This window comes from Pseudomonas sp. HN8-3 (genome assembly GCF_020790195.1).
GTDB classification, from domain to species: Bacteria; Pseudomonadota; Gammaproteobacteria; order Pseudomonadales; family Pseudomonadaceae; genus Aquipseudomonas; species Aquipseudomonas synxantha_A.
Window position 1 is genome coordinate 2,726,704 of record NZ_CP086206.1, and the last position, 12,530, is coordinate 2,739,233.

At 58.8% G+C, this 12,530-nt stretch carries 13 protein-coding genes; 5 read left to right on the forward strand and 8 right to left on the reverse strand.

Annotated elements, in window-relative coordinates:
• The first annotated feature begins 263 nt into the window (after positions 1-263).
• Genes gnd through LJX92_RS12015 form a run of 3 tightly spaced genes read left to right on the forward strand, consistent with a single transcriptional unit; the run spans position 264 to position 3,588 of the window.
• Complete coding sequence (gene gnd, locus LJX92_RS12005) at positions 264-1,247, forward strand: phosphogluconate dehydrogenase (NAD(+)-dependent, decarboxylating) (RefSeq protein WP_032875901.1); 984 nt, start codon at positions 264-266, stop codon at positions 1,245-1,247.
• Positions 1,244-2,767, forward strand: a complete 1,524-nt coding sequence (gene zwf, locus LJX92_RS12010) for a glucose-6-phosphate dehydrogenase (RefSeq protein WP_223018601.1) — start codon at positions 1,244-1,246, stop codon at positions 2,765-2,767. The genes gnd and zwf overlap by 4 nt, the downstream gene beginning before the upstream one ends.
• Positions 2,764-3,588, forward strand: a complete 825-nt coding sequence (locus LJX92_RS12015) for an HAD family hydrolase (RefSeq protein ID WP_148853719.1) — start codon at positions 2,764-2,766, stop codon at positions 3,586-3,588. The genes zwf and LJX92_RS12015 overlap by 4 nt, the downstream gene beginning before the upstream one ends.
• Positions 3,589-3,655: 67 nt before the next feature.
• Here LJX92_RS12015 and LJX92_RS12020 read toward each other — a convergent pair whose 3' ends face one another.
• Positions 3,656-3,916, reverse strand: coding sequence for a hypothetical protein (locus tag LJX92_RS12020; RefSeq protein WP_032875895.1), 261 nt, complete (start codon positions 3,914-3,916; stop codon positions 3,656-3,658).
• A 344-nt stretch (positions 3,917-4,260) separates the two neighbouring features.
• On the opposite strand from LJX92_RS12020, the gene LJX92_RS12025 reads away from it, so the two are divergent.
• Positions 4,261-5,583, forward strand: coding sequence for a sigma-54 dependent transcriptional regulator (locus LJX92_RS12025; RefSeq protein WP_223018602.1), 1,323 nt, complete (start codon positions 4,261-4,263; stop codon positions 5,581-5,583).
• Positions 5,584-6,126: 543 nt separating this feature from the next.
• Here the strand turns inward: LJX92_RS12025 and LJX92_RS12030 are convergent.
• From LJX92_RS12030 to LJX92_RS12060, 7 genes are all read right to left on the reverse strand, one after another.
• On the reverse strand, positions 6,127-7,434 hold the full coding sequence (locus LJX92_RS12030; RefSeq protein WP_032875889.1) for an autotransporter outer membrane beta-barrel domain-containing protein: 1,308 nt from the start codon (positions 7,432-7,434) through the stop codon (positions 6,127-6,129).
• A gap of 49 nt (positions 7,435-7,483) precedes the next feature.
• Positions 7,484-8,227, reverse strand: a complete 744-nt coding sequence (locus LJX92_RS12035; protein ID WP_032875886.1) for a hypothetical protein — start codon at positions 8,225-8,227, stop codon at positions 7,484-7,486.
• Between the two features lie 37 nt (positions 8,228-8,264).
• Positions 8,265-8,945: a C39 family peptidase gene (locus LJX92_RS12040; protein WP_032875883.1), complete on the reverse strand. Its 681-nt coding sequence runs from the start codon at positions 8,943-8,945 to the stop codon at positions 8,265-8,267.
• A 60-nt stretch (positions 8,946-9,005) separates the two neighbouring features.
• A complete protein-coding gene (locus tag LJX92_RS12045; protein ID WP_103734318.1) occupies positions 9,006-9,743 on the reverse strand; it encodes a hypothetical protein in 738 nt (245 codons plus the stop codon).
• Between the two features lie 69 nt (positions 9,744-9,812).
• The gene (locus LJX92_RS12050) at positions 9,813-10,361 is read right to left on the reverse strand and encodes a hypothetical protein (RefSeq protein WP_032875877.1); all 549 of its coding nucleotides are present in this window, start codon (positions 10,359-10,361) and stop codon (positions 9,813-9,815) included.
• Positions 10,361-10,801, reverse strand: coding sequence for a hypothetical protein (locus tag LJX92_RS12055; RefSeq protein WP_032875874.1), 441 nt, complete (start codon positions 10,799-10,801; stop codon positions 10,361-10,363). Before LJX92_RS12055 ends, LJX92_RS12050 begins: the two co-directional genes overlap by 1 nt.
• A 299-nt stretch (positions 10,802-11,100) precedes the next feature.
• Positions 11,101-12,096: a FecR family protein gene (locus tag LJX92_RS12060; protein ID WP_032875872.1), complete on the reverse strand. Its 996-nt coding sequence runs from the start codon at positions 12,094-12,096 to the stop codon at positions 11,101-11,103.
• A gap of 149 nt (positions 12,097-12,245) precedes the next feature.
• Here LJX92_RS12060 and LJX92_RS12065 point away from each other — a divergent pair, with 149 nt between their 5' ends.
• Positions 12,246-12,515, forward strand: coding sequence for a PepSY domain-containing protein (locus tag LJX92_RS12065; protein WP_032875869.1), 270 nt, complete (start codon positions 12,246-12,248; stop codon positions 12,513-12,515).
• The last annotated feature ends 15 nt before the right edge of the window (positions 12,516-12,530 follow it).

The window sequence follows — 12,530 nt, forward strand, 5'->3', positions numbered from 1 at the left end:
TCATTGCTTACCTCGCAAATAGCCGGTAGATCGCGCTGCTCAAACAGGGTTTGGGCAACAGTCGGAAGCAAGTTTGAATTCTTTTTTGCAGCAAGGGAACTTTTTTATTTTTGGCGGTCGTGTGACTTTTCAGGCGGTGATGGTGAAACGATGGCAACTTTTTTGTCATGAAACTACACGGATCTGCTCTGGACTAACCCTCATTAGCCTCATTGCGCTATAAACTATGTCACACATTTTTTAGAAGTTAGGAGCATCAGCACATGCAACTGGGGATTATCGGACTAGGCCGCATGGGCGGTAACATTGCGCGGCGCCTGATGCTCAATGGGCATACCACCGTTGTATACGACCGTAACGAAGCCTTCGTCAAAGCCTTGAGCGAGGAGGGCGCCACTGGCGTCGCCGACTTGAATGCCCTGGTGGCTGGCCTGCAAAAGCCCCGTGCGGTCTGGGTAATGTTGCCGGCGGGCGCGCCCACCGAAGACACCATCAATGCCTTGAGCGAGCTGCTCGAAGACGGCGATGTGATCATCGACGGCGGCAATACCAACTACAAGGATGATGTACGTCGCGGCAAGGCCCTGGCTGAAAAGGGCCTGCACTACGTTGACGTCGGCACTTCCGGCGGCGTCTGGGGCCTGGAGCGTGGCTATTGCATGATGATCGGCGGCGACGTCGAGACCGTGCAGCGCCTGGACCCGATCTTCAAGAGCCTGGCCCCTGGCCTTGGCAATATCCCGCGCACCAAGGACCGTTCGGCCGCAGCCGACCCACGCGCCGAGCACGGTTATATCCATGCAGGCCCGGCGGGTTCCGGTCACTTCGTCAAGATGATCCACAACGGCATTGAATACGGAATGATGCAGGCGTTCGCCGAAGGTTTTGACATCCTCAAGACCAAGAACTCGGAAAACCTGCCGGAGGATCAGCGCTTTGACCTCAACGTTGCCGATATCGCCGAAGTCTGGCGCCGTGGCAGCGTGGTGTCGTCGTGGCTGCTGGACTTGACCGCCGACGCCCTGGCCACCGACCCGAAACTCGATGGTTACTCCGGTTCCGTAGCGGACAGCGGCGAAGGCCGTTGGACCATCGAAGCGGCCATGGAACAAGCGGTGCCGGTACCGGTGCTGTCGACGTCGCTGTTTGCGCGTTTCCGCTCCCGCCAGCAGAGCACCTACGGCGACAAAATGCTGTCTGCCATGCGCTTCGGCTTTGGCGGCCATGTGGAGACCTCCAAAAAATGACCGCCAACGGCAAGAAACCCAAGGCCGAACCTGCTCCACCTACCACGTTGTTTCTGTTTGGCGCCCATGGCGACCTGGTCAAGCGCCTGCTCATGCCGGCGCTGTACAACCTGAGCCGCGACGGGTTGCTGGGCGATGGCCTGCGTATTGTCGGCGTTGATCACAACGCCATCAGCGACGCAGACTTCGCCAAGAAGCTTGAGGATTTCATTCGCACCGAAGCCGCCAGCAAGGTCAGGGGCAATGCTGAACATGCCCTGGACCCTGCGCTGTGGGCGCAACTGGCCAAGGGCATCAGCTATGTCGAGGGCGACTTCCTAGACGACGGCACCTACGCGGATATTGCGCAGAAGATCGCCGACAGCGGCACCGGCAACGCCGTGTTCTACCTCGCCACTGCGCCGCGCTTCTTCAGTGAAGTGGTGCAGCGCCTGGGCAGTGCCGGTTTGTTGAATGAAACGGACGATGGCTTTCGGCGTGTGGTTATCGAGAAGCCGTTCGGCTCCGACCTGGCCACCGCCGAGGCGCTGAACGCGTGCCTGCTCAAGGTGATGAGCGAGAAGCAGATCTACCGCATCGACCATTACCTGGGCAAGGAGACGGTGCAGAATATTCTGGTCAGCCGCTTCTCCAACGTGCTGTTCGAAGCGTTCTGGAACAACCATTACATCGATCACGTGCAAATCACCGCGGCTGAAACCGTCGGCGTTGAAACCCGAGGTAACTTTTTCGAAAAAACCGGCACACTGCGCGACATGGTGCCCAACCATCTGTTCCAGCTACTGGCGATGGTCGCCATGGAACCGCCGGCAGCCTTTGGTGCCGATGCGGTGCGCGGTGAGAAAGCCAAGGTGGTGGGTGCGATCCGTCCCTGGTCGCTGGAAGATGCGCGGGCCAACTCCGTGCGTGGTCAGTACACCGCTGGCGAAATCGCTGGCAAGCCATTGCCCGGTTATCGCGAAGAAGCCAACGTCGCACCCGACAGCAGCACCGAGACCTTCGTTGCGCTCAAAGTGATGATTGATAACTGGCGTTGGGTCGGTGTGCCGTTTTACTTGCGAACCGGCAAGCGCATGAGCATCCGCGACACCGAGATCGTGATCTGCTTCAAGCAGGCGCCTTATGCGCAATTTCGCGATACCGAAGTCGATGAGCTCAAGCCCACTTACTTGAAAATCCAGATCCAGCCGAACGAAGGCATGTGGTTCGACCTGCTGGCCAAGAAGCCTGGGCCGACTCTGGAGATGGCCAATATCGAGTTGGGTTTTGACTACAAGGACTTCTTCGAGATGCAGCCCTCGACAGGTTACGAAACCCTGATCTACGACTGTTTGACCGGCGATCAGACGTTGTTCCAGCGTGCCGACAACATCGAGAACGGTTGGCGCGCCGTGCAGCCGTTCCTGGATGCATGGAAGGAAGACGACGGTATCCAGGCCTACAAGGCTGGCGAAGATGGCCCGGTGGCAGCGGGTGCGTTACTCGCTCGTGACGGCCGCACCTGGCACAGCCTCGGATGAGTGACGTAACGATTCATCCCATCCGCTTTGTCCTCAGTGATGTAGACGGGACGCTGTTGCACCCCGACCACAGCCTCAGCCAGCGTACCGCCGATGCAATTGGTGCGATGCGTGAAGCCGGGGTGCTGTTCAGCCTCGCCAGCGGGCGTCCGCCCAAGGCCATGCTGCATTTGATCGAGACGTTTGGCATCGATGTGCCGGTGGCCGGTTTCAACGGCGGCACGCTGGTCAACCCGGATGGCAGCATCCTGGTGGCTCACCATTTGCCGGCAGAAGCGGCACTGGTCACGCTGGCGCTGTTTTCTGCCGAGCCGGATGTAGAAGTGTGGGTGTTTGCCGACGGCGATTGGCTGCGCCGCGACCCGCCAGGGCCAATGATGCAGCGCGAAGCTGATGGCCTGGGCTATGGCCCGGTGGTCGTGGAGAGTTTCGAGCCCTACCTGGACCGGGTCGACAAGATTGTCGCGGCCAGTAACAACACGCAGTTGCTGGTGGAGTTGGAAGCGCAGTTGCAGCCCAAGGTACAAGGTTTGGCTCAGGTATCGCGTTCGCAGCCGGTGTATCTGGACGTGACCGCAATGCTGGCTAACAAAGGCGAAGCCTTGAAAACCCTGGCTGAGCACCTTGGCGTGCCGCTGAACCGGACCGCCGCCATCGGCGACGGCGGCAACGATCCGGCGATGTTTCACGTGGCTGGGTTGTCGATTGCCATGGGCCAGGCCGAAGAAACCGTCAAGCGTCAGGCCAATGTGGTGACCGGCAGCAACGTCGAGGACGGGGCTGCCGAGGCATTCGAGCGGTTTATTCTCGCGGCACGCTAAGTACTTGAAGTGTTATTGCACAACTTCCAGCCGATGTTTGACGTTGGCTGGAAGTTGTCGCATTGAATTACTTCGGCATTGCCCAGGACTGTAACTGGTAGCCATCTTTGTCGAGCTCGGCGCGAGCCTGCAACAATAGGTCTTCAAGTTGAGCCGGGTCGGTATAGGCAGTCGACGACAGCTGTTTTCTGCCGATACGGGTGTTGGTACGGTCGATGACGCTCAGGCTGAGGGCGCCATTGCCATCGTGCCAGGCCACGCACTGAAAGGGTTGGAAGGCACGGTCTGCAATCAAAAGAGCTTCGTTGATGCGCAGCGGAGCGTTCATTTGGGTCTTCTCTCTGTATGCCCATTCAAGTGAGTACCGGCGGTTGGGCTGACCGTGCGGTGGGTTACTTGTACTGATGCACGATGGTGGGGTGCGGGTCACATGCTAGAGCAAGAAATTTTAACTTTCCCTGACTAACGTCATGTAAGCGGCTGTTTTGAAAGCTGATTGAAAGTTTCGGCAGCAGCAAACTTTTTGCCCCCGATTAAACACACATGGCTTTTTGCCCGCACTTATAGCGAAATAGTACAAGGTGAGCGTCAAGATCTTGCTAGGGTTAGCGCCAGGCGCCCCAAATCCTTGTTTCTAAATAACTTTAATAATCTTGGCGCCAAGGAATCGTCATGATTGTGACACCTGTTCAACGCCGCTTGCTGGTAGTCGAGCCCTGTGATGACTGTCACAGGCTACTACCCGGCTTGCGCACTGCCGGCTGGGAAGTTGACAGCTGTGCATTGCAGGCGGTGGGGGATCGTTCTTGCGATGTGGGCCTGCTCCGCTTGCAGTCCTGCCATCTGGAACGCCCCGAGGCGGTCAAGGAGTTGATTGGCCGCAGCGGTACCGAGTGGATCGCCGTGCTCAGTCCTGAAGTCCTGCGTTTGCAGAATGTCGCAGATTTTGTCTGCGAATGGTTCTTCGATTTTCATACCTTGCCGTTCGATGTGGCTCGGGTCCAGGTGACCATTGGGCGTGCGTTTGGCATGGCGCGATTGCGGGGCAAAGGTGTCGTGCCGGTAGATGAACCCCACGAGTTGTTAGGCGACAGCCGCCCGATTCGTGAACTGCGCAAATTGTTGTCGAAGTTGGCGCCCACCGAATCGCCGGTACTGATTCGTGGCGACAGCGGCACCGGCAAAGAGCTGGTCGCCAAGACCCTTCATCGGCAATCCCAGCGCCACGCCAAGCCGTTTGTGGCGATTAACTGTGGGGCGATCCCTGAACATCTGATCCAGTCGGAACTGTTCGGCCATGAAAAGGGCGCCTTTACCGGCGCACATCAGCGCAAGGTCGGACGGATTGAGGCGGCCCACGGTGGCACGTTGTTTCTGGATGAAATCGGCGATTTGCCGATGGAGCTGCAAGCCAACCTGTTGCGCTTTCTTCAGGAAAAACATATCGAGCGCGTCGGCGGCAGCCAACCCATTTCGGTGGATGTGCGGGTGCTGGCAGCCACCCATGTGGATCTTGAAGCCGCGGTGGAGAAGGGCGCCTTTCGCGAAGACCTGTATTACCGCCTCAATGTCTTGCAAGTAGTCACGGCCCCATTGCGCGAGCGCCATGGTGACGTGGCGATGCTGGCCAATCATTTTTCGCGTTTCTACAGCCAGGAAACCGGCCGACGCCCGCGCAGCTTCAGCGAAGAGGCACTGGTGGCGATGGGGCAACACCCGTGGCCGGGCAATGTGCGTGAGTTGGCCAACCGTGTGCGCCGCGGTCTGGTGCTGGCCGAAGGGCGCCAGATCGAAGCCGTGGACCTGGGGCTGCAAGGCCAGCAGGTACTTTCGCCGCCGATGGCGACACTGGAAGACTACAAGCACCGCGCCGAACGCCAGGCGTTGTGCGATGTGCTCAATCGGCACAGCGATAATTTCAGTGTTGCAGCCCGTGTGCTGGGGATTTCCCGGCCGACGTTCTACCGGCTGCTGCACAAGCACCAGATCCGCTAAGGCGGGTTGTGGAGGGTAATGCCGGTCAGTTAAGCGCAGATCCCCTGTGGGAGGGGGCTTGCTCCCGATGGCGGCCTCAGGACCGGCCGGGATGTTGGATTAGACCGAGTACATATCCGTTATTTGGGTAACGGCTGCTACTGGTTCCGCTCTTACAGCGGGTCACTTTTGAAAAGAAGAGCCCAAAAGTAACCAAAAGGCTCTTGCCCCACCACTCGGCACCTCGCCTGGGCTCGGTGTGCCCGTAATCCGCCAGGGATTTGGGGGGCCGCCGCCACGCGCCATCCATGGCGCGGGGCGGCTAAACCGGCATCCCTGCCGGTTTACCCCCCAAATCCCTGTCGAATTCCGGCCAGCGTGGTTTGACGGGGCGCCTAAGATCAAAAGCAGATCAAGATCAAGAACGGCTCGCTTCGCATCGTGGTTGCCATTGGCGACTGCAAAGTTGTGTAGATACCTATGCCCCGATAGCGGTGGATCAACCAACATCAATGTTTGCTGGGCCGACGTCTTCGCGGGCTTGCCCCTCCCACTTTTTCGCGGTCAGAAGTAGTACGGGAATTTCAGGCTGAACGTAAAGTCCGGCGCATCATCGGTCATCCCGATCGCCAGGTTCGGCACAATGGTCAGGTTATCCGAGGCGGCAATCGTCATGCCTACGTTGAAATAACCCGCGTTGGCATCGCTGGACACCACCGATTGCCAGTCGCCGCCGTCCGGCTTGAGCTTGCTCTTGCGCTGCACCAGATCGGAAACCGAGAACGACATGCTCATCTTCTCGTTCAAGGCGAACGCCACACCGACACCGAACTGGAAGCTGTCGCCCAGGCGTACTTTGCCCCCCACCTTCTGGTTGACTTCACTGCTGATGTCATCGAACGAGTCTTCGAAGTTGTGGGTATACGACAGCGAACCGAACAGCACCGCCGGGTCGAAGGTCTTGACCAGGGAAATGCCCGGTGTAACCGACCAGACCCCGTTGCCCGTAGGCAGGCTTTCCGGCAAGTAGAGGTTGTCGTTATTGGGTTGCCTGACCAGCTTGATGCCGAACGGCTCTTTACCCGTGGGCGCCTTGACGCGCACAGACACTACCGCATCCGGCAAGGTCGGCGTTTCGTCGAGGAACTTGTAGGCCACGCCAAAGTTGACGTCACCGATGGTAGGGTCGCGGGTCACCGAGGCTTCCGAGGTAGCGGTGGCATCGTTGCCGGCGCCGCCGGACTGGTAGGTCGAATCGCGGTACACCACGGGGACGTTCAGATCGAACTGCCAGCGGTTGTCGACGTTGTAGCGCCCGGTAAGGTCCAGGGTCCAACTGTCGGACTTGATCCGGTCCAGGTTGATATTGCCCAGAAAGATCGAGTCCAGCGCCAGGAAGCCATTGAGGGTCAATTGGCGTGCGTCGTAACGGGCATAGGTGATGCCGGTTTCCACGCTGAACTTGCCATTGCCGAAAAAGCCGCTGGCCTCGTTGTACAGGTTGCTCACACTTTGCGCAGGGGCCGAGTCGTCCTTGAGGGATTGGCCGTAGGAGCTGCCGCCACCGCCTGCACCACCTGACGCTGCGGCTGCACCGGTACCCGTGGCGGCGACAGCGTTAGCGCCTTGCTTGAAGTCGGCAGGTGATTTGGCCAAGCGCTTGGGGGCGGGCGCTGCGGGTTGATCCTCTACCTGACGCACGCGTTGCTCCAGCACGGCCAAGGCTTTTTGCTGCACGTCATAGCGTTGCTTGAGTTCCAGCAGTTCCTTTTTCAGGGTTTCGATATCGGCGTCTGGCGCGGCATACAGCAAGGATGCGGGCAAGAGCGTACTTAAACAAATCACCGCGCGTAGCGATAACGATCGATGCATGAAATAAGCCGTCCTGTTCTAATGCGAAAGTGTCGAGGGTCAGCGTAGTTCAATAACCGAGCGTGCGTAGGCCTTTGAGTTGATCCAAATTGCAGTTCAACGCGCCGTTGTTCAAGCCGTTATTGTTCATCACGACGTTGAGTTGGGTGATGTTTCTGACAAGGTTGCTGTTGCCGGTCAGCACCGTTCCCTGCAGCACATTGCCGCCGCCGATCTGCTGCAGGCTGTTGCCCTGGTTGTGGTTGGCCTGGATCGCCATCTGCACGCCGCCATTGTTGGCCGAAACGCTGACGCGGCCCGCCGCGCTGTCGCCGGTCACGGTGCCGCCGGCCATCAGCACTTGCCCCGTTTGCAGGTTACTGGCGGGGGCGACACCATTCTCGATGCTGATGCCCACATCGTTGTAGGCGGTGTTGCCATCGCCTGCGGTGCGCACGCTTTGGGTTACGCCCTGGCCGCTGCCGAGGCCGGCGCCACCGACCACATTACCGGTGCCGGTGTTTGGCAGGCTGCCGTTACCCGTGGAGCCGGTGGTTTGCACATAGAATTGCGGAGTAACGGTGGTCTTGTCGATCTGCATGTTGGCCGTGCCGGTAATGCGGTCACCGACGGCGTTGGTCCAGGTGCTGCTCATGACAATACCGAAGCTGATGATGCGCCCCGGCATTACGTAACGGCCACGCAAGTCGGCCATCTGCGCATCATTGAGTTCGATCGGTTTGAAAGCCGATGAAGCATAGGCGGGCATAGAGGCTGCCAGACACAAGACCGTCAGCCAACGGAAAGTGTTCATCTGCTGCTCCTGGGGCGTCCTGCCCCTTATTGCGCTTCTAGAAGAAGTCGCTCTGGATAAAACCGAAATCCATCAACTCGGCATCGCCCACGGGCCGGAACTCGTTCAACTGGTTCTTGGCCGTCAGCGGAGTGGGCGGGTCAAGCAAGACGTTGGCCTTGTCGTAACCTTCACCCAGCACGGCAAACACAATGCCATTCCAGCCTTTGACGAAGTCGTCACGGGAATAGCGCTTGTGCCCCAGCACGGGATCGCCGATATACACCCAGTCCTTGTCGGCCCGCTGCATCACCACGAAGTGCTTGTAGCCACGGATCTCCAGCAGCACCACCACGGGAATCTTCACCGTCACCAGGGTATCGGGTGCGATCTTGTAGCCGCGGGCACGCATACCGATGCTTTCGAGGTAGCGCTTCATATCCAGCATGGAAAAGCCTTGGGTGCGCACCAGGTCCTGGTCGGCGGTTACCAGCATCCCTTTGATGATGTGGTCTTCGTCGACGTCCAGCCAATAGGCCTGGCGCAGGATGGTCGCGAGTGCCGCGGCACCGCAGCTGAAATCGGTTTTCTGTTCCACCAGGTTGGCGAACCGGCGCTCACGGATGCTCTCGACCTTCTTGAAGATCACCGCACCGCCGGGCATGGCGGAAATCGCCATGGTGCCTGCCCAGGTTGTGCCGGTGAGCAACATCAAGAGGGTGAGGGTCGCGATACGCATGATCGAATGACCTGTTGGGCACTGAAATAAAAAGGGCCTTGTTGCCAAGGCCCCGTTGGATCAGAAGCGCACGCCGCTAGGGCAGGCGGTGCAACCTTGACCGATCACCAGGCTGTTGCTGCCCTGGTTGCCCGCACCGGATTGCAGGTTGACGCCTACGTTGCCTGAGTTGCGGTTGACCGAGTTGTCGAGGCTGGAATTGTTCGACACGTATTGAGCTTTGCCACCATAGCCGTGGCTGCTGGCGGCGGTGCTGAGGAAGTTGTTGGCAAGCGAGTTTTGTTCGGTATTGGCTGCCGCCGCGATATTTTTCCCGTCAGCGGTCACGATAGCCAGGTTGTTTTTACCTTGGTTGCCTTGACCGGACTGGCCGTTGTAACCGACGTTGCCGGAGTTACCGTTAACAGCATTATCCAGGGAGGAGTTGTTTTGCGTGCCTTTGTTGATGAAGCTGTTCAGCCCGCTGTTTTGATTCACGTCGACCACGCCGAACACGGTCGCTGCATCGCCTTTGGCGCTGGAGATGGCGGCAGAGTTGTCGGCCTGGTTGCCACTGCCAGACTGCACGTTGACGCCGACGTTACCGCTGTTGCCATTGACGGAGTCATCGGCAGACGCGTTGTTTTCGGTTTTGGTGTCGTTGAATTTATTGCCTGCGCTGTTTTGTACATCCGTGACGACAGCAGCAATTACGCCCGTTGGCTGAGGCGCTGGGTGCCAGCCACCCGCTTGAGCAGCTGCTGCCATGAGTGCGGCGAGAGCGAAAACCAGAGGTTTCAGAGCCATTTGAGGTTTCATGGTGTTTCTCCTTGCTTCTAATTAGTTGGGTTAAGTGTTGGTACGGTCTAACTAACGTCTACCAAGCGGTTACTTGATAGTGATGCCCAGGGTGTTAGCCACTCGGTTCCCCACCCCGGCACTCTGGTTCACCTGAATCACTCCTCGGCTGCCGGTGAAGGCCTGGTCGCTGGTCGCGACCTGGCGGCTGCCAGTGGTGGGGGTGAGCCCTGAGTCGGTCAACTGCGTCGTGTTCTGTTGCAACAGGACGCTGTCATCGATGCTTTGCGGGCCAGGGTTGAGGCTGATCCGCACCGCGTTGATTGATTGGTTATTGGCCCCGGCCGACTGGTTAACGCCCAGCACGCCGTTGCCATTGATAAATGAAGCGCCCTGAATCGCCACCTTGGCACTCAAGGACGGGTCGACGTTGCCGTCGAGCCGCTGGATATTCACATTGGTGGCCTGGCCATCGAGCGCGATTGCGCGGCTGTTGGACATCTGTTGCTGGTTGCCGGCGGCCTGGTTGATCGACAGCACACCTTCGTACTGTTGGCCGCTGTTATTGATAACGGCGGTGTTGTCGGCCATTGCCGAGACGCTGCCCAGCAGGGCGATGGTCAACAGGATGCGCTTCATCATTTGCCCCCCAGCATGTTGCCCAGATTGTTCAAGGGCGCCATGCCGCGCTGGATCGAACCATTGATCTGCCCAGCCATGCTGCTGCCCGCGCCATGGCCGGCGGCTGCACCGGCGCCCTGGGTCGACAGGCTGTTTTGCGTGGCGCCCAGGCCAGACAGGTTGCCGTTGGGCTGGATGGATCGCGCAAGGCCAGAACCGCTGCGGATGCCGCCAATGTCCCGATCACTGAGTTCGCCGGAGGTGGCACTGATGATTTCTTTGCTGGGGTTGGCGTTGGCAGTGGTGGGGTATGGATCGGGGAGGGAGGTGCGTCCGTACATGTGACCCTGCACGGTTCGCCCTGTCACGATAACGCCATCGCCCGCATGGCTGATGCCGGCGCTGAGCACGCAGCTGATCAGCAGTACGGTTATCGAGGCGTGTGTGAGTGTGATCACGGCGGCAGTCCTTTTTCTGAACGCTGACCCTAAACAGCGTTATCAGGGAAAGAGCAGAACCCGTGCCGCTTTTCGTTTACGTTTGAAACTCAATAGGTTGCAATTTTTCTGCGCGCATCGCCGATAGCAGTGTTTCAAGCATGAAACAGTCGCTGGGCGGCGCGATATGCCCGGCCACACTCTTCAACTGTGTCAGCGATGAAACAGTCTCGATGACAGATGCATGAATCCGCAGCCGCTGGGCGATTCAGCGTACCGAGGTGTTTCAAAAGTGGACACTGAAGTAAAAAAAACGCGCCTCAACCCTTGGGCGTTTTACCCGGGATGGAGTTGAGTACGGGATTGCCATCCTGGTTGCGGGTCAGGTAGACCGGCAGGACCTTGGGCAGGGAAGGGATGAGGTTGTTGACCTCGCTGAGGTTATAGATGCCACCAATGCGAATGCTCCCGGTGCCAGCATCCGCCAGCATCACTGGCTTGTTCAGGTATCGGTTGATCAGCGGCAACGCATCGGCCAATGCAAGGTTATCAAGCACCAGCTTGCCCGTACGCCAGGCAAGCGCAGGGTCATTGGGTTTGATCGCGGCGACTTGCGGCGTGGCGTCGCCGCGGTGGTAGCTGGCCTGCATCCCCGGAGTCAACGGCACGCTGCCATGCACCGCGTCGCTGGTGATCTGCACCGAGCCTTCCAGCAACATTACCCGCACCTGGTCTTCATACTTCCACACATTGAACTGGGTGCCCGTCACCCGAACCTGGCCTTCGCCAGCCTGCACGATAAACGGGTGCTCGCTGTCGTGGGTGACGTTGAAAAACGCTTCGCCCTTGGCCAACTTCACCTGGCGACGATCCTTGTAGTGGCTGTAGACCAGCTCGGTGCCCAGGTTCAACTCCACCTCACTGCCGTCACCGAGGGTAACTTTGCGCAGCCCGTTGGTGGCGTCAAACCGCTCGTATGAGCTTGGCAACCAACCGGCTTCCCACCCCGTGAAGGCGGCCAGCGGCAGAGCAGCAAGGCAGATAGCGGCTGCCACCGCATAAGAGCGCCAGCGTTTACGAGGCTTGAGCGGCACCACAAGCGGTGCAGGCGCATTGCGGGGCAAATGATCGGCCACGTCCCAGATTTCCAACATCGCGGCATACTCGAAGGCGTGCAGCGGGTGGGCATCGTGCCAATGTTCGAAGGCCTGACGTTCAGCCGCCGTGCAGTCGCTGGCATGCACACGCATACACCAATGCGCAGCGGCGTCGGTGATGGCGTCGTATTCGGCTTCTGAAAGGGACTTTTCGCTCATTTATCCATCCTGATTTCCCCACATTCTACCCCCCCGAGCCTTACGGCGAGAACAGCATCATGGCGATTGCATATCAATTGGAACTTATTCTTGTTTAAACGCGCCTAAAAAATCAGGAAACACACTGTCATCCACCAAGGAGTACGAAAATGTTGAAGAAAACCTTAGCCGCCCTGTGTGCGACCACCGCGCTGTTGAGCGCCGGCGCTGCGCTGGCAGACAAGCCGGGTGCGGGCTGGATTCCGATTGAAAAAGCTATTGAAGTGGCGAAGACCAAGGCTGGGTATGTCGAGGTCTACGCCGCCGAAGCCGATAACGACGGCTACTGGGAAGTCAAAGGCCGTAAATCCGACGGCGTGGTGTATGAAGCACGAATCGACGGCGCCTCGGGCAATGTCCTGCGCGACCAGAAAGATTGATTCACGTGTTGGGGG

What these genes read in the sequence shown, in the direction of transcription:
- gnd (WP_032875901.1), top strand. Translation starts at nt 264, where the DNA reads ATGCAACTGGGGATTATCGGACTAGGCCGCATGGGCGGTAACATTGCG.
- zwf (WP_223018601.1), top strand. Translation starts at nt 1,244, where the DNA reads ATGACCGCCAACGGCAAGAAACCCAAGGCCGAACCTGCTCCACCTACC.
- LJX92_RS12015 (WP_148853719.1), top strand. Translation starts at nt 2,764, where the DNA reads ATGAGTGACGTAACGATTCATCCCATCCGCTTTGTCCTCAGTGATGTA.
- LJX92_RS12020 (WP_032875895.1), bottom strand. Translation starts at nt 3,916, where the DNA reads ATGAACGCTCCGCTGCGCATCAACGAAGCTCTTTTGATTGCAGACCGT.
- LJX92_RS12025 (WP_223018602.1), top strand. Translation starts at nt 4,261, where the DNA reads ATGATTGTGACACCTGTTCAACGCCGCTTGCTGGTAGTCGAGCCCTGT.
- LJX92_RS12030 (WP_032875889.1), bottom strand. Translation starts at nt 7,434, where the DNA reads ATGCATCGATCGTTATCGCTACGCGCGGTGATTTGTTTAAGTACGCTC.
- LJX92_RS12035 (WP_032875886.1), bottom strand. Translation starts at nt 8,227, where the DNA reads ATGAACACTTTCCGTTGGCTGACGGTCTTGTGTCTGGCAGCCTCTATG.
- LJX92_RS12040 (WP_032875883.1), bottom strand. Translation starts at nt 8,945, where the DNA reads ATGCGTATCGCGACCCTCACCCTCTTGATGTTGCTCACCGGCACAACC.
- LJX92_RS12045 (WP_103734318.1), bottom strand. Translation starts at nt 9,743, where the DNA reads ATGAAACCTCAAATGGCTCTGAAACCTCTGGTTTTCGCTCTCGCCGCA.
- LJX92_RS12050 (WP_032875877.1), bottom strand. Translation starts at nt 10,361, where the DNA reads ATGAAGCGCATCCTGTTGACCATCGCCCTGCTGGGCAGCGTCTCGGCA.
- LJX92_RS12060 (WP_032875872.1), bottom strand. Translation starts at nt 12,096, where the DNA reads ATGAGCGAAAAGTCCCTTTCAGAAGCCGAATACGACGCCATCACCGAC.
- LJX92_RS12065 (WP_032875869.1), top strand. Translation starts at nt 12,246, where the DNA reads ATGTTGAAGAAAACCTTAGCCGCCCTGTGTGCGACCACCGCGCTGTTG.